General features: G+C 43.0%; 20 protein-coding genes. 14 read left to right on the forward strand and 6 right to left on the reverse strand.

Going from position 1 to position 20,312, the window contains the following annotated elements:
* The first annotated feature begins 213 nt into the window (after positions 1 to 213).
* Positions 214 to 1,257, forward strand: coding sequence for a glycosyltransferase family 4 protein (locus tag CSV69_RS08530; RefSeq protein ID WP_085428357.1), 1,044 nt, complete (start codon positions 214 to 216; stop codon positions 1,255 to 1,257).
* A gap of 588 nt (positions 1,258 to 1,845) precedes the next feature.
* Here CSV69_RS08530 and CSV69_RS08535 read toward each other — a convergent pair.
* Positions 1,846 to 2,877, reverse strand: a complete 1,032-nt coding sequence (locus tag CSV69_RS08535) for an LCP family protein (protein WP_085428358.1) — start codon at positions 2,875 to 2,877, stop codon at positions 1,846 to 1,848.
* Between the two features lie 177 nt (positions 2,878 to 3,054).
* A complete protein-coding gene (locus CSV69_RS08540) occupies positions 3,055 to 3,687 on the reverse strand; it encodes a YigZ family protein (protein ID WP_085428359.1) in 633 nt (210 codons plus the stop codon).
* A 150-nt stretch (positions 3,688 to 3,837) separates the two neighbouring features.
* On the opposite strand from CSV69_RS08540, the gene CSV69_RS08545 reads away from it, so the two are divergent.
* The 4 genes from CSV69_RS08545 (at position 3,838) to CSV69_RS08560 (ending at position 6,855) form a co-directional block, all read left to right on the forward strand.
* Positions 3,838 to 4,986 (forward strand): sensor histidine kinase, encoded by a 1,149-nt coding sequence (locus CSV69_RS08545; protein ID WP_198166172.1) that lies wholly within the window; start codon positions 3,838 to 3,840, stop codon positions 4,984 to 4,986.
* A gap of 28 nt (positions 4,987 to 5,014) precedes the next feature.
* Positions 5,015 to 5,695 carry a response regulator gene (locus tag CSV69_RS08550; protein WP_085428360.1) on the forward strand — a complete coding sequence of 227 codons (681 nt, stop codon included), beginning with the start codon at positions 5,015 to 5,017 and terminating at the stop codon, positions 5,693 to 5,695.
* A gap of 60 nt (positions 5,696 to 5,755) precedes the next feature.
* On the forward strand, positions 5,756 to 6,322 hold the full coding sequence (locus tag CSV69_RS08555) for a nuclear transport factor 2 family protein (RefSeq protein WP_085428361.1): 567 nt from the start codon (positions 5,756 to 5,758) through the stop codon (positions 6,320 to 6,322).
* A 155-nt stretch (positions 6,323 to 6,477) separates the two neighbouring features.
* Positions 6,478 to 6,855: a YhjD family protein gene (locus CSV69_RS08560; protein ID WP_085428362.1), complete on the forward strand. Its 378-nt coding sequence runs from the start codon at positions 6,478 to 6,480 to the stop codon at positions 6,853 to 6,855.
* Here the strand turns inward: CSV69_RS08560 and CSV69_RS08565 are convergent.
* Complete coding sequence (locus tag CSV69_RS08565) at positions 6,818 to 7,354, reverse strand: competence protein ComK (protein ID WP_099625760.1); 537 nt, start codon at positions 7,352 to 7,354, stop codon at positions 6,818 to 6,820. The two genes, CSV69_RS08560 and CSV69_RS08565, sit on opposite strands and share 38 nt — an antisense overlap.
* Before the next feature lie 386 nt (positions 7,355 to 7,740).
* Between CSV69_RS08565 and CSV69_RS17290 the strand changes: the two genes are divergently transcribed.
* On the forward strand, positions 7,741 to 7,866 hold the full coding sequence (locus CSV69_RS17290; RefSeq protein ID WP_255396871.1) for a hypothetical protein: 126 nt from the start codon (positions 7,741 to 7,743) through the stop codon (positions 7,864 to 7,866).
* A gap of 594 nt (positions 7,867 to 8,460) precedes the next feature.
* On the opposite strand, the gene CSV69_RS08570 is transcribed toward CSV69_RS17290, so the two are convergent.
* A complete protein-coding gene (locus tag CSV69_RS08570; protein WP_099693182.1) occupies positions 8,461 to 9,624 on the reverse strand; it encodes a M20 metallopeptidase family protein in 1,164 nt (387 codons plus the stop codon).
* Positions 9,625 to 9,787: 163 nt separating this feature from the next.
* On the reverse strand, positions 9,788 to 10,297 hold the full coding sequence (locus tag CSV69_RS08575) for an antibiotic biosynthesis monooxygenase family protein (RefSeq protein ID WP_085428365.1): 510 nt from the start codon (positions 10,295 to 10,297) through the stop codon (positions 9,788 to 9,790).
* A gap of 289 nt (positions 10,298 to 10,586) precedes the next feature.
* Here CSV69_RS08575 and hemE point away from each other — a divergent pair, with 289 nt between their 5' ends.
* The 3 genes from hemE to hemY are packed head-to-tail and all read left to right on the forward strand — an operon-like array spanning position 10,587 to position 14,035.
* Positions 10,587 to 11,630, forward strand: coding sequence for a uroporphyrinogen decarboxylase (gene hemE / locus CSV69_RS08580; RefSeq protein ID WP_099625763.1), 1,044 nt, complete (start codon positions 10,587 to 10,589; stop codon positions 11,628 to 11,630).
* A 24-nt stretch (positions 11,631 to 11,654) separates the two neighbouring features.
* Positions 11,655 to 12,590 carry a ferrochelatase gene (gene hemH / locus CSV69_RS08585; protein WP_085428367.1) on the forward strand — a complete coding sequence of 312 codons (936 nt, stop codon included), beginning with the start codon at positions 11,655 to 11,657 and terminating at the stop codon, positions 12,588 to 12,590.
* A 29-nt stretch (positions 12,591 to 12,619) separates the two neighbouring features.
* Positions 12,620 to 14,035, forward strand: coding sequence for a protoporphyrinogen oxidase (gene hemY / locus CSV69_RS08590; protein WP_099693183.1), 1,416 nt, complete (start codon positions 12,620 to 12,622; stop codon positions 14,033 to 14,035).
* Between the two features lie 167 nt (positions 14,036 to 14,202).
* Here hemY and yhfH read toward each other — a convergent pair whose 3' ends face one another.
* Positions 14,203 to 14,328, reverse strand: a complete 126-nt coding sequence (gene yhfH / locus CSV69_RS08595) for a protein YhfH (RefSeq protein ID WP_085429090.1) — start codon at positions 14,326 to 14,328, stop codon at positions 14,203 to 14,205.
* Between the two features lie 208 nt (positions 14,329 to 14,536).
* Here yhfH and lplA point away from each other — a divergent pair, with 208 nt between their 5' ends.
* From lplA to CSV69_RS08620, 5 genes are all read left to right on the forward strand, one after another.
* Positions 14,537 to 15,529, forward strand: a complete 993-nt coding sequence (lplA, locus tag CSV69_RS08600; RefSeq protein WP_085428369.1) for a lipoate--protein ligase — start codon at positions 14,537 to 14,539, stop codon at positions 15,527 to 15,529.
* Positions 15,530 to 15,637: 108 nt separating this feature from the next.
* Positions 15,638 to 16,336: a response regulator transcription factor gene (locus CSV69_RS08605; RefSeq protein ID WP_085428370.1), complete on the forward strand. Its 699-nt coding sequence runs from the start codon at positions 15,638 to 15,640 to the stop codon at positions 16,334 to 16,336.
* The gene (locus CSV69_RS08610) at positions 16,336 to 17,337 is read left to right on the forward strand and encodes a sensor histidine kinase (RefSeq protein ID WP_099693184.1); all 1,002 of its coding nucleotides are present in this window, start codon (positions 16,336 to 16,338) and stop codon (positions 17,335 to 17,337) included. Before CSV69_RS08605 ends, CSV69_RS08610 begins: the two co-directional genes overlap by 1 nt.
* Before the next feature lies 1 nt (position 17,338).
* Positions 17,339 to 18,118: an ABC transporter ATP-binding protein gene (locus tag CSV69_RS08615; RefSeq protein WP_099693185.1), complete on the forward strand. Its 780-nt coding sequence runs from the start codon at positions 17,339 to 17,341 to the stop codon at positions 18,116 to 18,118.
* The gene (locus CSV69_RS08620; protein ID WP_085428373.1) at positions 18,090 to 20,024 is read left to right on the forward strand and encodes an FtsX-like permease family protein; all 1,935 of its coding nucleotides are present in this window, start codon (positions 18,090 to 18,092) and stop codon (positions 20,022 to 20,024) included. The genes CSV69_RS08615 and CSV69_RS08620 overlap by 29 nt, the downstream gene beginning before the upstream one ends.
* Positions 20,025 to 20,312: the final 288 nt, after the last annotated feature.

Consider the following 20,312-nt stretch of genomic DNA (forward strand, 5'->3'; position numbering starts at 1 on the left):
GACTATCTATATATAGAAAGAGAAGAACAATAGACTTATATCTTTTTATTGGACATATAATGGACAATTCCTCATGGTGACAGTGTTCAGTAGTGTTTGTATATAAGCAAGTAAGGGAATAGATATGTAATGCGTACTAAATAATGAAATCTAGCAACAATTATGTTATACTAAAAGGTGATATGTACTTAATGCTAATTGGGGAGGAAAGACATGTTATTCATTGCAATGTCTGTAGCTTTTATCGCTGCTATCATACTAACACCGCTAGTCATCAAATTCGCGTATCGGATCGGTGCGGTTGACCGTCCCAATTATCGTAAAGTTCACGCGAGAATCATGCCTAGAATCGGCGGGCTCGCGATTTTCGGAGCGTTTATTATTGGATATGCTATATTATTGCCGAAAGACGAGCACGCTGTAAGCATCTTAATCGGTGCGGTACTGATCGTCATGATTGGCTTTTTGGATGATATGCTGGAAATAACAGCAAAAGCAAAAATGTTAGGTCAGCTAGTAGCTGCGTTAGTCGTTGTACTATGGGGCGGATTACAAATTGAGTTCATCAACTTGCCGTTTCTTGGACAGCTTGACTTTGGTTATTTAAGTATTCCCATCACGATTATTTGGATTATCGGTATCACAAATGCCGTTAACTTAATCGATGGATTGGATGGTTTGGCAGCAGGTGTCTCCACTATTGCGCTAATTGCCATTACGGTAATGGCTCTATTAATGGGTGACGTTTTCGTTGCAGCGACAGCTTCCATCTTGGCAGCAAGTTCGATAGGGTTCTTACTATATAACTTCCATCCAGCGAAAATCTTCATGGGTGATACCGGATCACTTTTCCTTGGGTTTATGATTTCGGTTCTGGCGTTACTCGGCTTTAAGAACGTTGCCGTCGTATCACTAGTAATTCCAATTATCATGCTAGGTGTTCCAATCTCAGACACATTCTTTGCGATCGTTAGACGAGTTCGCATGAAGCAGTCTATTACAGCAGCAGATAAATCGCATTTACATCATTGTTTATTGCGTGTAGGTTTCTCGCATAGACAAGCTGTACTGACGATTTATGGTATTGCGATTCTATTTGGGGCAGCGGCTGTATTGTTCTCACAAGCGACAGTGTGGGGCGCGTTGCTTCTAATTTTCGTTATGCTGATTGTGATTGAGTTGTTTGTAGAGTTGATTGGTCTGGCAGGGGCGAATTATCGTCCGTTATTGAATTTAGTACGCATGATTGGTAAGTAAATACTGCAAGTCCTTGTCTGCTGCGAAGCGGGTGAGGGCTTTTTTTGTGGTTAAACTGATAAGGAAAGACCTGGATGGGGGAGGGAGCCGTTGATCGACGCTCCAGGCGGACGCTTTCCCATGGGCCCGCGGTGAGCCAACCAGTTCGCGTTGCTCTCTTTGGTTGTCTCACCTGATCGGGCTGATCCTCCGGCAGTCGCCGCCTTGCACTTACGATCAACTAAGTGTCGTATTCGAGATTTAAAGAGTCAAAATCAAAGTCGACTTCAAAGTTATTTCTACCTGTAATTTGAACTTAGTACTTAAATAAATATAATGAATAAAATTAAGTCAGTTAGTAACTTTAATGTACTTTCAAACTATTTACAGTTACCAGGTAGGATTGTAGTGGAAGGCTGCGACTCCAGCGGGAATAGCGCGAGCTGAAAGCCCCGCAGGGAACGAAGTGGACGAGGAGATTGAAGCCGTGCCCGCGGAACGCGTCCGCCTGAAACGTAAATCCCAAACCACTCTCCAATTACCACTCTTCTTTCCTTACTTACTTAAAAAGCGATGAAACCCGTTAAGGTCTCATCGCTTGCGAATGATTTATTGATAATTGGTTTGGGCGGATGCGGATGTTTGGTCTGTGTCTAGCTCGGTTAGGGAAGAGGAGTCTGGGATCAGTCCGAGGTGGGACTTTAAGATTTGCTTCACTTCTTCTAACTTTTGCTCATCCAACCTGTAGTAGTAAATTCCCGTCGACATGTCATCGTAGCCGGTCAATGTGATCGTATCGACTTCGGGAAGTCCGCTTTTTATATACTGAATGAACGACAACATCTGCTTTGATGTCATATCGGTCTTCATGTTATCGCCAAGCGCATTGATGACGTCTCCGTATTTTGTGATCGATGTAATCGACGTGGCTTCTTTGATCATCGCTTGAAGAATCATTTGCTGGCGTTTGCCACGCTCGATATCACTATCGAGTTTACGTGTACGTGCTAAAGCTAATGTGTGGCGGCCATCGAGACGTTGAAAACCGGGCATTAGATGAATCGCATTTTTATCATTTTCATCTTTCTCGATTCGTTCGTACGGCACCTCGACTTCTACACCACCGAGTGCATCTACGACATCAATGAACGCATTGAAGTTCATTTTTACATAATAGTTAACGGGAATGTCAAATAGTTGTTCTACTGTATCAATAGAAGCTTTAGTTCCGCCATAGGCATGTGCATGTGTGATCTTGTCTTTATAATTAACGTGTGGAATGTAGACATACGAATCACGGGGGATGCTGACGAGTTTGATGCTCTTTGTTTTAGGATTCAAAGTAGCTAACACTAACGCATCTGATCTTCCGTGTTGTTCTCTTTCCTGACGTGCTTCACTTTCATCTACACCAATTAATAGAATCGATACTTTATCCGTTGCGGGTTCTACATATATTTCTTTTGGTTCCTGTTTCGCAATCGGTTCATAAGAACGGTCCAATACGGTCATCGCTTGGTTATGCAACTTGAAAGCATAGCCAGCAACGGCTAGAGCCGCGATGAAGAACGTGAATAATGCTATTTTCAAGAAGCGTTTCGTTTTAGAAACCTTCTTTTTCTTATATTCTTCTCTTTTCATTTTATACCTCCAGGTGTACGGCAGAAAGAACCGTAGATAGCGAATCTATGGGAAGTCACTTTTAACTAATAGAGGCAAATCTTCGCATAACGTTTCATCGTCATAGAATGAATTCAGACCTATTATTCATACGATTCATCTTCTACCATTATACCTGTTTTTCGAATGGACGTATAGTCAGATGTCGAACTCCAAGAATTCATGTCCAGTTGTGGCGAGGACTGCCTGACCGTTCGTCAATTCCATCATCCATTCCTGAAAAATCTCTTGTTCTTCTTCAGGAACATATAAAAAGAGTTCAACGTCCTCTTCATAGACGATCTCTTTTAAAGGGTAGTCGGATTGCCGTACTTCGTTTTCTACTTTGCCAAGCCAAGTATAATCAATAGAAATTTTCACTAAGGCGTGCAATTTTCTTTCCACTACACCCGTTGCGGCAATGCCTTCAGAAGCTGCTTTGCCGTAAGCACGAATTAATCCGCCGCCGCCGAGTTTGATACCACCGAAATAACGGGTCACGACGATGACGGTGTCTTTTAAGTGTTGTTTTTTCAAAACTTCCAAAATAGGGAAGCCGGCTGTACCTGAAGGCTCACCGTCATCATTCGCTTTTTGGATCTGGTCATGTTCTCCTATAATATATGCGGAACAATTATGTGTGGCTGTATGATGGTTCTTTTTGATGTCCTGTATGAAGTCCAATGCCTCGTGTTCCGTCTCGACTCTTTTGACAAATGACAGAAAACGGGATTTTTGGATGACGAATTCACTCTCTCCGTATAACTTTACGGTTTTATAATTGGCTCGCATTTGTCGTTCCCCCTACATTTGTAATATACTTATAATACTTTTACATCATTAAAATGATATACTGTATATGAAGTGTATAAGTATTTAGGCTAAACTGCAATAATGCTCACTTTGCGTAATTTCACATAGACGGGTGCGGGAGGGAGATATTTGAACGATAAGGCAATTGACATTCAACAGATGGAGAAAATCTTTGGCAACATGGTTAATGTAATGGATCGTTCGAAAAGCGACATTTTCTTAATTAGTGAACAAAGCCGCCGAAGTTTTGAAGAAATGCAAAAAGAGTTAGCAGAAGTGAAAGAAAGTATTTCTCATGTGATAACAGAAGGCGATTCTCTTGAGAGTTTGTCACGCCACTCACGGAAACGTTTGGCTACTGTATCTAAAGACTTTATAACGTATAGCGAAGAAGAAGTGAAACAAGCATATAGTGTGGCAAATGACTTGCTTGTACGTGCCTCCATCAATAAAATGGAGGAGAAGCAACTTCGTGAAAAACGGGATGAACTCGAACGACGACTAACGCTGCTGCTTTCTACAATTGAAAGAGCGGATCAACTTGTTAATCAAGTAACCACTGTAATCACATATTTGACATCTGATTTAAAAAATGTAAGTACAGCACTAGAAACGGCCCGACAGAAACAAGATTTTGCGGTCCAAATTATTCAAGCGCAAGAAGAAGAACGGAAACGATTATCACGTGACATTCATGACGGACCAGCTCAAATGCTGGCGAATGTCTTGATGCGTTCAGGTTTAATCGAAAAAACATTTGTCCAGCATGGTCCAGAACAAGCGATGCAAGAACTTTCTTACCTTAAAGAAATGGTAAGGGGAGCGCTATCTGAAGTGCGCCGCATCATTTACGATTTACGGCCTATGGCTTTGGATGACCTGGGACTTGTTCCGACATTACGAAAATATTTGTCGACCATTAGTGAATACGAGGCTCCGCTAATCATTAACTTTCAAAGTAACGGAGCAGAAAAACGATTTGCTTCCAATTTTGAAGTAGGCATTTTTCGTCTCATACAGGAATCAGTAAATAATAGTATCAAGCATGCGAAAACTGATGAAATATGGGTGAAAATTGAGTGGTTGCGTGAAACCGTCAATATATTGATCAAAGACCAAGGTCTTGGTTTTGATACAAAAGAAGTAAAAGAGAAATCTTTTGGTTTGATTGGAATGCAGGAGCGTGTGGAGTTGTTGAAAGGGAAAATGAAGGTCACCTCGAAAGTCGGGGAAGGCACTTCAATACTTTTCCAAATTCCGCTGGACAAAGAACTGTAAGTAAGGTAATTATTGGGAGGAATAGAATATGGAAGCGACGAAAATTTTGATAGTAGATGATCACCAATTGTTCCGTGAAGGAGTTAAACGAATTTTAGATTTTGAAGAATCGTTTACCGTAGTAGCAGAAGGCGACGATGGAGTAGAAGTAGTGGAGTTGTACAGAGAATATGAGCCAGACGTAGTGCTGATGGATATTAATATGCCACGCATGAATGGTGTAGACGCAACTGAGCAATTAGTTAAAGAGTTCCCTGATGCGCGCGTTATCATGCTATCGATCCACGATGATGAATCATACGTTACACATGCTTTGAAAACAGGTGCACTAGGCTATATGCTGAAAGAAATGGATGCAGACGCAATTGTACAAGCAATCAAAGTAGTAGCGAATGGTGGTTCGTACTTGCACCCGAAAATCACGCATAACTTGGTATCTGAATTCCGTCGTTTAAGCGAAAGAGAACATAAAGGATCCTTCCAACAGAACGATATTCGTCGTCCACTTCATTTATTGACGAAGCGCGAATGTGAAGTTCTGCAATTGCTGACAGATGGCCAAAGTAACCGAACAATTGGTGAAACGCTATTCATCTCAGAAAAAACAGTGAAAAACCACGTTTCAAGCATTCTACAAAAAATGAGTGTAAATGACCGGACACAAGCTGTTGTAACAGCAATCAAAAATGGTTGGGTAGAAGTAAAATAATTAAAAATGAAAAAAGGTCTTTGCACGCTGAAGGCCTTTTTCTCTACGTAGGAGGGGCATATGAAGAAAAAAATAGCAGTCGCGTCCATGGCGTTGGTACTCGTATTAGGTGCATGTGGTAACCAAGATGAAACAAAACAGAATGATCCAGAAACTGGCGAAGCTGCACCGGGTAATGGAGCAATCGATCATGGAATAGATGATAATAAAGTCGGGTTCAGCATGGCTGGCGACGAAGTTGAAGAAGCAGTAGATGTACCCGAAGAAGAAAAAACAAAAATTCTAGCTGCTTTTGACAACTATATCGAGACGCTGAACAATCAGGATGTCGAAGGGTATCTGGCTACACTTTCACCTAAAGGCTATGACTTAGATGAAGAGCGTCAAGCTACAGAAGAAATGCTTGAGAATACTACAATGAAACGCGAAGTAGACAATGAAACGATTGTAAAATATAAAGAAGACAGTGCACAGTTATTTTCTACGTTAAAAACTACATTTACGGATATTGAGACAGGAGTAGAAAATACACCTGAAGGCCGTCAAGTGACTGTGTTCAATAAAGAAGACGGTGAATGGAAAGTGTTCTCCATCCACTTTATCGGTGATGAGCCAGGGAACCAATAAACGAGTACACATATCGATTTTGTGACAAAACTTCCAGTACTGACAACTGGAAGTTTTTTTATGCAAAAAAAAGCCATACTATGAGTACTTGCTTTTCTGCGCTAAAGGAATTATAATCGATGTAGGAACATACGTTCTGTAAGGAGGCGATTTCTGTGCCTTTGATCCCCGCGGAGGCAATGCCCTATTTAGAGAACTATATTTACCTGCCCATGCTATTGACGATTATGGAACGGGATCGCCAGTTACTGGAGAAGGTGCCGTTCAAACTGAAAAGTCCCTATCTTAATTTGCTAGACGAAACGATGCATACCGTATCCACTGATTTACAAATGACAGCTATGTATTTGCATAAGCACAAAATGAAAGTAGTACGCCGTTCAACAGATGAACTGTTTACGGAATATGTATTTTTACATGATGGCTATCAAGATATACGTCGCTATTTGAATGTACGCTTACGTAATCGATCGGAAGAACTGTTAAATTTGTATCTCAGGAAATTGGTGAATCGGAGCTCTTCGGGTCCATGATCATATAATATGAACTGCGTAACTGCTCCTGAGCATTTTCAAATCGTTGCGATAAAATATGTGACAAGGCCATCTGCCGATAAACGGTAGCCAGTGATGTATCAAGTTGCATTTGCGTATCGTTTTTCAGAACGACGGAGACGCCATCTTTGTTCTGAACAGCATCTTTTACTGCGTGATAAGCTACCCATGTGTTTTTATGTAAGGTAGGGGACAGTAAAGGGAAAAATAATAGCGGCTGATCATTTGAATGCGTCAGCATGATCGGAGGCTTTGGACGATTTCTTAAATCCACCTTGGAGCTGTTGATGATGGACTCGAAGTTGGAACGGTAATGCGCACAAGAATCTCTCATGATTTCTAATGGTGTTTTCTCAACAATGAACGTCCGGTCGCTTTCCACTACTTTTGTATAGTATGGGTTGGCATGTTGTCCATGAAGTAATGCAAAAGTATGGAATGTTACGATGTAAGACGACAGATGATGTGGATTAGCCATATTCTTCCCTCCTGTTTTATAGGACCATATACGTATTAATTATAGTATAGAAAAAACTAAAATCAACTGTAATGTTGGAAGATAGCGAGTATTCTATTAATATGTTAGGTTTTATCGAATTATTGGCAGGTAGCTGGTAAAGGTGAAGGCAACGTTGATCGACGTTGCAGGCGGACGCTTTCCCGAGGGCGTGGCTTGAGCTGCTTCCCTCACTTCGTTCAGTCCAGGGTCTCAAGGCGCACGCTGATCCTCCAGGAGTCGCCTTACACTTACGATCAACTGGTTTGTTGTTCTATCTATTATGTTGCTAATTACTGTTATTGGTGATGGGAATAGATGGGGTCGTGGCTCGACATTGGCTTGTGCATGGAAAGTAGTGAGGGCTCTTGCTTTGGACTCGCGCAGGCACGTGGGGGATTGCCTCCAGCCATGAGCCAGCTGGCGGTGGAGCTGCCAGTTGTCTCACGGTCACGGCCTACCCCGCAGTTGTGCCTGCGCTACTGAGTGGTTGACAAGTTAGATTGTGTTTTATAGAAAATGAAAACCAGTGACTGGGTGGTACGATTCTTCTGTCTTAGCAAAGTCATTAGGAGATAGATTAGGTCGTTGCTCGATATTGGCTTGTTCATTGAAAGTGGTGAGGGTAATGCTTTAGACTCGCGCAGGCACGTGGGGGATTGCCTCCAGCCATAAGCCAACTAGCGGTGGAGCTGCTAGCTGTCTCATGGCCACGGCCGACCCCGCAGTTGTGCCTGCGCTACTGGGTACAAACCAAGTTGGGTTGTGGTTTATAGTAGATAAAACCAGTGACCTGGTAGTATTCGTTCCTTGTTTTTGCAAAAGAAGAATCAGAACTGCTCTACACATTATCTAACGAAGGCGGAAGCCATCCACCACCGCCGAAGTGGGGCCAATGATCGCCCCACTTACACTGCCAGTCAACCCGCTACCTTAGCATAAAAAAGGAAGGGTAGGGGTTGCAAAAACTACTACCTAACTTCGTATCCTACTTACTATGCACTACCGCCACATTATCAAACCCCAACACAAAAAAACTGAAGACATCCCCACATTCTTAGGGCATGTCTTCAGTCAATTGCATTTATTTAGTTCTGATAATCAATAGCCGCCGCGCCCAATGTCTTAGCCGCTGCCATCATAGCCTTTTCATCGAAATCAAAACGTGGGTGATGATGTGGATAAGCATCTGCTGGTTGTGCACCTGTGAAGAAGAACGTACCTGGAATCTTCTCGAGGTAGTAGGCGAAATCTTCGCCGCCCATTTGAGGTTGCATTTCTTCTACGCCTTTTAAACCAGGAATAGACTCAGCCACTGCTTTTAGGTAGTCCGTTTCTTTTTCGTGATTAACTACTGCTGGATAGCCGCGGAAGTATTCTACGGTGATTTCACAATCGTTTGCAAGTGCTGTACCTTCAGCTACGCGCTTGATTTCTTTTTCCATCTGGTCGCGTACGTCGTTTGTGAATGTACGAACCGTTCCACCTAGAACTGCCTGATCCGCAATGACGTTAAAGGCATTTTCTGAAACGAATGAACCGACGGATAGAACAGCTGATTCGATTGGATCAACGCGTCTTGAGACGATTTGTTGAAGATTCGTTACTAACTGTGAACCAATTACGATCGCGTCTTTTGTTTGATGCGGAGCAGCGCCATGTCCGCCAGCCCCTTGAACGGTAATGTTAAATCGATCCGCCGCAGCCATCACTGGACCTGCACAGTAATGGATCACGCCTGATTCGAGTAGTGACCAGAGATGCGTACCGAAAATCACATCGACGCCTTCTAGACAACCGTCTTCGATCATCGCAATAGCGCCACCTGGAGCTAGTTCTTCTGCGTGTTGATGGATAAATACATATTCTCCTGAAAGCTCATCGCGCATTTCATTCATCGCTTTTGCAAGTTGAAGGAGAGTGGCAGTATGGCCATCATGCCCGCAAGCGTGCATAACGCCTGGTACAGTGGAAGCATAAGGTGTATCTTTTTGGTCTTGAATAGGTAGTGCATCAAAGTCTGCTCGCAAAGCAACTGTTTTCCCAGGTTTCGCACCTTTGACTCGTGCCACGACACCGTTGCCGCCAACACCCGTACGTACGTCTACGCCAAGTTGTTTATAAAAGTCAGCGATATAGGCAGCAGTCTTCGTTTCTTTATATGAAACCTCTGGATTCATATGCAAATATCGACGAATCTCTACCATATCGTCGTAAGATTGTTCTAATTTCTGAAATAATTGTTCTCTCATTATAAGTCCCCTCTCAAATATACAAATAAATCAATCATCTCGTTTAGTATAACAAGCGAATAGACGCATCGCAAACTTCGGGTACCGAAACATATTGTAGTAGAAGTGAACGAAATGATAGATCTAGAGGGCTGGCCATAAAAAAAGATTTGACGTAAAAACGTCAAACCTCTTCAGTAGGTGTTTTATAATGCGTTGTGTATGGAGCGCTTGTGAAAATGTGTTGCGCAGCACCGCCAGCATCTTTGAAGTCCGTTTTATCGGATAGCTGATTACCAGGGGAGTTGTTCCAAATTTCATACAGACGTCGATCCGTCCATTCTGTTAGCAATGTATACGTATCATTGCCGATAGGACGCAATAAACGGAATGCGATGAAACCCGGCATGTTTTGAAGTTTTTCTCCCATATGCTTGTACTGATGTTCGAAAATCGGTTTACCTTCATCTGTTACCGCAACATTATCCATTGCGAAGAACCCTGGTTCTGTCAGTTGTCCGAAAGATCCTACCACTTCAAACTTCCTCGGTGTTTGAAATACGCTCTTGCCATTTGTTTCATGCAGCAACAGTGTAGTGCCGGCACCATTCATTAAGTGAATTGTTTCATCTACGTACTGATCTTTCACCTTTTCCATAAAGTCCATTGTTCCGGTTGTCATATAAATATTCATGTTAATTTCCTCCTTTGGCTAGTAACAATCGTCAGAGTGTAATGAGAACACTCTTATCCAGTGTATGATTCTACACTTAGTAATTCCCTAAAATCTCTTGTATCAAACACATAAAAAGCAAGCAAGTTAGGAATGATTGTCGGAAAAATGACAGAAGTCGCCCTAGTCTAAGCACAAAATTATGACAAAGGCGCAATTCACTATACATTGACTTGTCAACGGTTTATCATGAGAACGTATATGAGTTTCGCGAACGAAATTATAAAAATGGAAAGAGGTATCTCTGAATATGTCAACTTTTAATGATACGTTATTACGCGCTGCGAGAGGCGAGCAAATAGATCACACGCCCGTTTGGTTCATGCGTCAAGCAGGACGTTCACAGCCGGAATATCTTAAAATCAAAGAAAAATACTCCTTGGAAGAAATTACGCATCAGCCTGAATTATGTGCGTATGTAACAAAGCTTCCAGTAGATCAATATGATGTAGATGCAGCTATTTTATATAAAGATATTGTAACACCACTTGTAGGAATCGGAGTAGACGTAAAAATCAAATCAGGCGTAGGCCCTGTTATTTCAAATCCAATCCGTTCTGCACAAGACATCGCAAACTTAGGGGAGTTTTCAGCAGAAGAGCAAGTTCCTTACGTTTTGGATACGATAAAAATGCTGACACAAGAGCAATTGAATGTCCCACTGATTGGTTTCGCGGGCGCACCGTTTACACTAGCTAGTTATATGATCGAAGGCGGCCCTTCAAAGAGCTATAACCTGACAAAGTCGTTCATGGTTTCTGAGCCACAAGCTTGGTTTGCATTGATGGATAAACTAGCTGATATGACGATTAGTTATATTACAGCACAAGTTAACGCAGGTGTGAAAGCCGTGCAAATATTCGATTCATGGGTTGGTGCATTGAATGTATCCGATTACCGTATCTTCATTAAACCTACAATGACTCGTATCTTCACGGAATTACGTAAATTAAACGTTCCGTTGATTACATTTGGAGTCGGCGCAAGCCACTTGGCGAATGAATGGCATGACCTACCAGTCGATGTAGTTGGACTGGATTGGCGCTTGTCTATTAAAGAAGCGGGCGAACGCGGTATGACAAAACCATTGCAAGGAAACTTGGATCCATCCATGTTACTAGCAGACTGGTCTGTCATTGAAGAACGTGCGAAGGTTATTGTAGAACAAGGTGTAGAGCACGGAAGCCATATCTTCAACTTGGGCCATGGCGTATTCCCTGACGTAAAACCTGCGACATTGAAACGCTTAACAGCTTTCGTACATGAATATAGTAAAGAATTACGTTCGAAATAACAATCCAACCATGAGGTGAAAATGATGACGAAAAAGAAAATGGGCTTACTCGTTATGGCGTACGGAACACCCAACTCCTATGACGATCTATTACCGTATTACACGCACATCCGTAGAGGCCGTCCGCCAGCTCCGGAACAAGTAGAAGATCTACGTAATCGCTATGAAGCAATCGGAGGCATTTCACCGCTTGCGAAGATTACGGACGATCAAGCAAACGCATTAGGCGCTCGCATGAATGAAGTACAAGATGAAATTGAATTTAAAGTATATATTGGCTTAAAGCATATTGCGCCATTCGTTGAGGATGCTGTGCAAGAAATGCATAAAGACGGCATTACAGAAGCTGTATCGATTGTCTTGGCGCCACATTTCTCTACGTTCTCCGTTAAATCATACAACGGTCGCGCGAAAGAGGAAGCGGACAAGCACGGTATCCACCTGACATCAGTTGAAAGCTGGTACAAGCAGCCGAAATTCATTGAATACTGGACGAATCAATTGCGTCAAACATACGATGCAATGGATGAAGCAGAACGTGAGAATACATGCTTGATCGTTTCAGCACACTCGTTACCAGAAAAGATTTTAGCTAACGGTGACCCATATGCTGATCAATTAAAAGAGACAGCGGAAATGATTACAGATGCAGCGGGTATTAAAACATACGCAATCGGTTGGCAAAGTGAAGGGCAAACGCCTGATCCTTGGCTAGGTCCTGACGTTCAGGATTTAACACGTGAATTGCATGAAACAAAAGGATATACGTCATTCGTTTACACACCAGTAGGTTTTGTATGCGATCACTTGGAAGTCTTATTTGATAACGACTACGAGTGTAAAGTCGTATGTGACGATATCGGCGCAGCGTACCATAGACCTGCTATGCCGAACACCGATCCTTTATTCATTGATGCAATGGCGGATGCTGTAATGGATCAATTACACGCAACGAAATGAATTCAAATGGATCGGAGTGAAAAAAGGACATGAGTGAACGAAAAAAAGTAGTCATTATCGGTGGCGGAATCACAGGTCTCGCTGCAGCGTACTATATGCAAAAAGATGCTCGTGAACAAGGACTTCCTATAGACATCACGATGATTGAAGCTTCAACAGAACTAGGTGGAAAAATCCAAACAGTCCGTCGAGATGGCTACGTAATCGAACGCGGTCCCGACTCCTTCTTGATCCGTAAACAAAGTGTAGACCAATTAGCGGCTGATTTAGGTATAGCGGATCAACTCGTCCGTAATGCGACAGGGCAAGCGTATATTTTCCTCCATAATCAAATGCATAAAATTCCAGCGGGTGCTGTCATGGGAATCCCGACAGAAGTCAAACCGTTTATCGCATCAGGCTTGTTTAGCTTAAGCGGTAAATTACGGGCGGCAGGCGATTTGGTCTTGCCGCGCTCTGGAATAACAGGCGATCAACCACTCGGAAAGTTTTTCCGACGTCGCTTCGGCACTGAAGTAGTGGAGAACTTGATCGAGCCTTTATTATCTGGAGTCTTTGCAGGAGATATCGATCATATGAGCTTGGAATCTACATTCCCACAGTTTTATGAAGTGGAGAAAAAACACCGTAGCCTGATTCTCGGGATGAAGAAAAGCCAACCGAAGCAACTGCCACAAAAGAACAGTCACAGTTCGAAAAAGGTAGGCGTGTTCCATACGTTCAAGTATGGTCTGGAATCTTTGGTTGAAGCGCTTGAACAACAACTGACCGATGTGACGATTATGAAAGGCACGCGCGTTACCAAGATAAAAAAACATGGTGAACAAGCGGTCCTTACATTAAATGATCAGCAACAAATCGAAGCTGACGCGGTCATTATGGCGACAAGTCACACCGTAGCGAGTCGATTGTTTGAGCCGCATGGTTTGTTGAAAGAATTGGCAACGATTTTAACAACTTCAGTTGCGACGGTAGCTCTAGGTTATCCGAAAGACGCTATGAAGAAAGATATAGACGGAACAGGGTTCTTAGTTCCGCGCAGTAGCGATCATTCGATTACGGCTTGTACACTTCTCAATCGCAAGTGGCCGACGACGACGCCAGACGATAAAGTGATGGTGCGAGCATTCGTCGGACGGGTTGGGGAAGAAGCGATTGTGGACTTACCCGATGCTGAGATAGAGAAGATTGTCCGTAAAGACTTAGGAGACATTCTGCAACTTGAAGGCGAACCAGAATTCTGTATCATCACACGCTGGAAAGACGATCGACCGCAATACCGCGTAGGCCATAAAGAGAAGGTTTTACGTGCGAGGGAAGAATTGCACAATGAATTCCCAATGGTCCAACTTGCGGGAGCTTCTTATAAAGGAGTCGGCTTGCCGGATTGTATCGATCAAGGAGTCGTAGCGAAAGATCAAGTGATAGCGAGTTTGTTTAACTAACATAATAGAAGCCGTACAACCAGTTTTATTGGTTGTACGGCTTTTTTAGTTGTATGTAGAAGTATTGATGGAAAACGCAGTTCGATTAGCATGCGGTTTAGTTCATCTATGTATTTTGACATAAAAAAAAGCGAATATAGGAATATCCGCCGAATAGAAGTTTTGTTTTATTTTAGGTTGCAGTGATCACAGTGATTAGAGTAACACTCATGCTGTTCTTCAATTTCAGTTCCACAAGTCGCACAAACCTTCGCCGGCAAGTTCTTGAAAAATTCTACAATGCTTTCTACCATATTCAATCAATTCCCTTCTGTTTGTTGTATAACTCTTTGGTATATACACAGTGTATTATAACAGGTGCTGAAAGTCAACATTTCATTTATAGTTCTGTTAAAATGGATTCAAGCCTTTTGTGGCGTGCTTTCAAGAGGTTTTAAACGTTCAGAATTGAAAGAATATACTAAAAATAAATGTGACAATTTTGTGAGGAGAGAAGAAAATATGAAGTTTATCGATAATCAAGGCGTTACAGACCCACGTATTAACCTAGCCATTGAAGAATATGTGCTCAATACGATGGATGTAGACAAAGATTCGTATTTACTGTTCTATATCAATGAACCTTCAATCATTATCGGGAAAAATCAAAATACTGTAGAAGAAATTAATACGGAGTTCGTAGATCGTGAAGGCATTCATGTAGTGCGTAGACTTTCTGGCGGTGGGGCTGTGTACCATGACAAAGGAAACTTGAACTTCAGCTTTATTACGAAAGACAATGGAGAATCATTCCGTAACTTTAAAAAGTTTACGGAGCCTGTAACGGATGCACTGGCAAAGATGGGGGTTAAAGCGGAATTGCTTGGGCGCAATGATATTTTGATTGATGGCCGTAAAATTTCGGGAAATGCACAATTCGCAACAGGAGATCGCATGTTCAGCCACGGCACGTTGCTGTTTGATACAGATATGGAAGGTGTCGTGAATTCACTTAAAGTGAAAAAGGACAAGATCGAGTCGAAAGGCATTAAATCTATTCGCAGTCGTGTCGCGAATATTTCCGAGTTTCTTGAAGAACCTATTTCAATTGAACAGTTTAGACAAGAAATCTTAAATTCTATGTTCGATGGGGAAGAAAATATTGAATATCGCGTGTTGACTGATGAAGACTGGACGAAGATCCGTGAATTATCTGCTGAGCGCTATGGTAACTGGGAGTGGAACTATGGTCGTTCACCGAAGTTCAACTTGCAGCAATCAAAACGTTTCCCAGTTGGCGGCATTGATGTTCGCTTGCAAGTGGAAAAAGGGTTGATCGAAAACGTCAGTATTTATGGAGACTTTTTCGGCGTTGGGGAAGTAAAGGAAATTGAAAATCGTTTAATTGGCTTGAAATATGAGCGCCAGGCGATTACGGAAGCGCTTGAATCAATGGACGTCGAGAAGATTCTAGGTGGAATTCAGCTAGAAGAATTCGTCAATGTTATTTATTAAGGAACAGCGCATGTCTTACGGGGCATGCGTTTTTTGAATACAAGAGATTCATTTATGTGCGTTCGGAAATACGGTATACTAGGCATAACGAGAAAGTGAGGGGTTACGGTGAAACATCGAATATTCATTGTGGAAGATGATTTGAAAATTGCACAATTATTGGCGGGAACGCTTGAGAAATATCAGTATGAAGTCGCGATTATTCAGGACTTTGATCGAGTAGTCGAAGAATGCGTGGCGTATAATCCACATCTAGTGCTTCTTGATATCAATTTGCCGATCTATGACGGGTATTATTGGTGCCGGCAATTACGGCAGCATACGATGTGTCCGATTATTTTCATCTCGGCACGTTCAGGGGATATGGATCAAGTATTTGCGCTGGAAAATGGTGGGGATGATTTCATTACGAAGCCGTTCCATTATGAAATTGTACTGGCGAAAATTAAAAGCCATTTGCGTCGGTCATTCGGGGAGTATTCGCCCAGTCAGTCGGAGCGTATTATTGTATCCGGTGATTTGACGTTGTACATAGAACGGATGGCGTTGCAAAAGGGGGACGAAGAGATTCCGCTTCAAAAGAAAGAGTGCGTTATTTTGGAAATGCTGATGAGTGAGTCGCCAAAAGTCGTGTCGCGCGAGAAATTGCTTGAAGAACTATGGGATGATCAATCATTCGTTGATGAAAATACGCTCAACGTCAATATGGCGAGAGTACGCAAGAAATTAACCGATTATAACGTGCAATCCTGGATTGAAACGGTGCGTGGCGCTGGCTATCGCTTCATGCCGGAGTCGGAAGCTTAATGAAAGCATTCACGCTGTTCATTAGAGAACATATCCCGTTCATAGTGTTCCAAACTGCACTCGTGTCGTTCATTTTACTGTTGTTTTGGCTCGACGGCTTCCGAAATCCGAATACAGCGATCTATTCGGTTGCGATGAGTATTTTATTTACGACGGGCTATTTAGTGGCAAAATTCATCATGCGACGAACATTTTATACGAAGATCGTGGAAAAGCCGAAGCAGATGGAAGACGCTTTGATCCGGCACGTCTTGACACCTGAGCATAAAATGACGACGGAATTTACACGTGAACTGTACCGCCTATATCAGCGTGAAGTACAGACGTTGTATGACGGGCAAAATCGTCATATGCACTTCATGAATCAATGGGTGCATCAAATGAAAACACCGATCTCGGTCATTAAATTATTGTTGCAAGAAGATGAAATGGACAAGAAGAGTATCGAACAGGAAGTCGAACGCATCCAAAATGGATTGGAAAACGTCCTGGTCAATGCACGACTTGAAACATTTGAAGAGGATATGCAAATTGAACGTCTTTTACTTCGACAAGTGTTGCAAGAAGTACTCAATGATAACAAACGTCTCTTTATTACGAACGGCTTGTTCCCTGTGTTGAATGTCGATGAACATTTAACGGTTGCGACCGATCGCAAGTGGATCAAGTTCATGCTCAATCAATTCATTACGAATGCAGTGAAATATACATTTGAAAAAGGGAAGAAAATTCATGTCAATGCAGTCCAGCAACCAGAAGGACTGTGTCTGGAGATTGCCGATGAAGGAATCGGGATACCGGCATCCGACTTACACCGTGTGACGAAAGCTTTCTTCACAGGGGAAAACGGCAGATTGTCCGGTGAATCAACAGGGATGGGGCTGTATATCGCATCAGAAGTATGTGAGAAACTCGGTCATCAATTGACGATTACCTCGAAACAAGGGGAAGGCACGACGATCGCCTTATTATTTAAAGACGGAGAGGCGGGTGAACAGTGAAATGACGCAACCAGTCGTTAAGATGGAAGATGTAACGAAGATTTATGAAGGTAAAGTGATCCATCGTGCATTGAATCAACTAGATTTCGATGTGCAAGAAGGAGAGTTCGTCGCCATCATGGGACCGTCCGGGAGTGGTAAGACAACCTTGCTGAATTTATTAATGGCGACGGATATTCCGACGACCGGCAAAATTGTGATTGGCGGTGTGGAGCCCGAAAAGCTCAGTCAAAATGATATTGCGCTATTTCGCAGACGGCAGATCGGCTTCGTCTTCCAAGAGATCAATTTACTGCAAATGCTGACGGTGGAAGAAAATCTTGTATTGCCACTTACTCTGGACGGATTACCGATTGATGTAATGAAAAATCGTGTGGACGATATGGCGAACAAGCTAAATTTGCAAGACATTCTCGAGCGTCGACCTGACGAATTATCGGGTGGGCAAGCGCAGCGTACTGCAATTGGAAGAGCGCTCATTCATCAGCCGAGCATCGTACTGGCCGATGAGCCGACAGGAAATCTCGATTCGAAGTCTGCGAAAGATGTGCTCGAATTACTCGAACATATTAACCAACACGAAAAGACGACGATCATCATGGTGACGCATGACCCGATTGCTGCAAGTTACTGTGACCGCGTGTTGTTTATTAAAGACGGTGAGTTTTTCAATGAAATTTACAAAGATGAACGCCGGCAGACCTTTTTCCAGCGTATCTTGAATGTGTTGTCATTACTTGGAGGTAATGTGAATGACTTTTCGACAGTTCGCTTACCGTAATGTTCTACGTAATCGCCGAGTGTATGCGGCATTTTTCATGGCGAGTGTATTTTCCGTCATGGTCTTTTTCCTTTATTCGATGTTATTATTCCATCCATCGATTGAAAACTCCTTTCTAAAAGAGATTTCCGTACTTGGTATGGGAATAGCGGAACTCATTCTATTCATTTTCACATTGTTTTTCCTATTCTATTCGATGCGTGCATTTTTGCAGGCACGATCTAAAGAGTTCGGGGTATTACTACTTCTCGGAATGGCAAAGCGCCAACTGCACCGACTGATTTTCATCGAGACGATGCTACTTGGATTTGCCTCTATCATAAGTGGGATATTCCTCGGCTTTATGTTCTCCAAGTTCTTCTTTATGATTGTCAAAGCGATCGTACAGATTCCGATATTACCGCTTTATCTGTCATGGAAACCATTCGTGCTGACGATGGGTGCATTTCTTAGTTTATTCGCTATCATTTCATATATCGCACCCGTATTCATTCAGCAAGGACAAGTATCGGACTTATTAAATGGAGACATGGCGGTTCAGTCTGTTTATTCGTACTCGAAAAGCCGTGGAGTCTTTGGAGTCGTACTATTGCTGATGGCTTACGCGATGGCGGCACTCGTATCGCGCTCGAGTATTATCAGCCTGTTTTTCTTGCTACCGCCACTCATTACGATCGGAACCTATTTCTTTTTCACAGACACCTTACCGCTCGTATTGCATGCACTGCGACGGCAAAAGAAATTCTTCTGGCGTGATTACTGGATGATCTCGATCTCGGAAAGCATCGTACGGTTAAAAGAAAACGCGCGGATGTTCTTTATCGTCACCATTGTGTCGACGGTCGCATTCATGTCTGTCGGTATTCTCGCGTCCCTGACGTCATTCGCCTCGCAATACCGCGAAGTGAATCCACTCGGTCTAGTGTATAAAAGTTTGCCGCATAATGAATTCGAGTACCCACATATCGCTCAACTGACGAATGAACTCGAGCAACAAGGTTTGGATTACTGGGCTGTACGTTTCCGCGTACTTGAGCAACAGTCTTCCTACACAAAGAACAAAGTCAATATCGTCAAGTTGTCCGATCTGAATGAACTGGCCGCAACCTTTGGTGAGAAACCTCTTTCATTACGGAGAGGACATGCGCTATTCCTACCGGCAACTGCCGCCGCAGCGAATCAATTGTCGACGGAATCAGTCAATACTGAACTGGCCGACAGTAAAGTATCCCTCGAAATCGAAGGGGTCTATCCGTATAAATTATTTCCACCGAACGCACTCGGACTCAATACGATCGTCGTGAATCATTTGGATTTTGATCGCATTGAAGAACAAGCAGGGCGTGGTTCGTTGGCGTTTAATTATTACGCGTTTAACGTCTGGGACTGGCAGGAAACACGAGAAATCGGACTGTCGATCAATGCGCAAGTGCTCGCAGGGCTAGTGCTTGAAGATCGCGATCCGGTGCGGTATGAGTTCGAGAATCCGGGATTGAATTACTCGCATATCCGTATGACGTTCTCGTTGCTGTTGTTTATCGGTTTATTGCTGGCGGGGGTATTTTTCCTCGCGTCGGGCAGTTTTATCTATTTCCGATTGTATACGTCGCTTACGCACGATCGACGGCAGTATGCGGTGTTGCAGCGGATTGGGATGACGGATCGGGAGTTTAAGAGGATTGTGAATCGACAGTTGATCCCGCAGTTTTTCTTCCCGTGGGGCGTGTCGTTTATTCATAGTGTGTTTGCATTTTTGTCGTTGCAGGTGATTTGGGATGCGCTGGCTGAGATTTCGATTGTCAAGGAGCTGGCGCTTGTGCTCTGCGGCTTTGCGCTGATGCAGATTTTCTATTTCTATTTGATCCGCTGGCGTTATATTGCACATATTAAGGCACCTACTTCTTAAGGGAGTGGGTGTTTTTGTATTGACATAGTTAAGTTCGAGTTCGAGTTCAAGTTCAAGTGTGAGTGAATTTGTGAGTGGTTCGGGATGGAAGCTCCAGTTGGGGGACGCTTTCCCATGGGCTCTCGGTGAGCCAACCAGTTCGCTGCGCTCTCTCTTGGTTGTCTCTCCTTTCGAGCTGATCCATCGGGAGCATTCCTGTTTGGTTAGTGGAACCCTATTGAAATAGAAAAGTCCCCTTGGTATGATTCGGGGTGTCAAGGCGTCGACGGCTTGACCCCTAATTATAAC

This window comes from Sporosarcina sp. P26b (genome assembly GCF_002743245.1).
Lineage (GTDB): Bacteria > Bacillota > Bacilli > Bacillales_A > Planococcaceae > Sporosarcina > Sporosarcina ureae_C.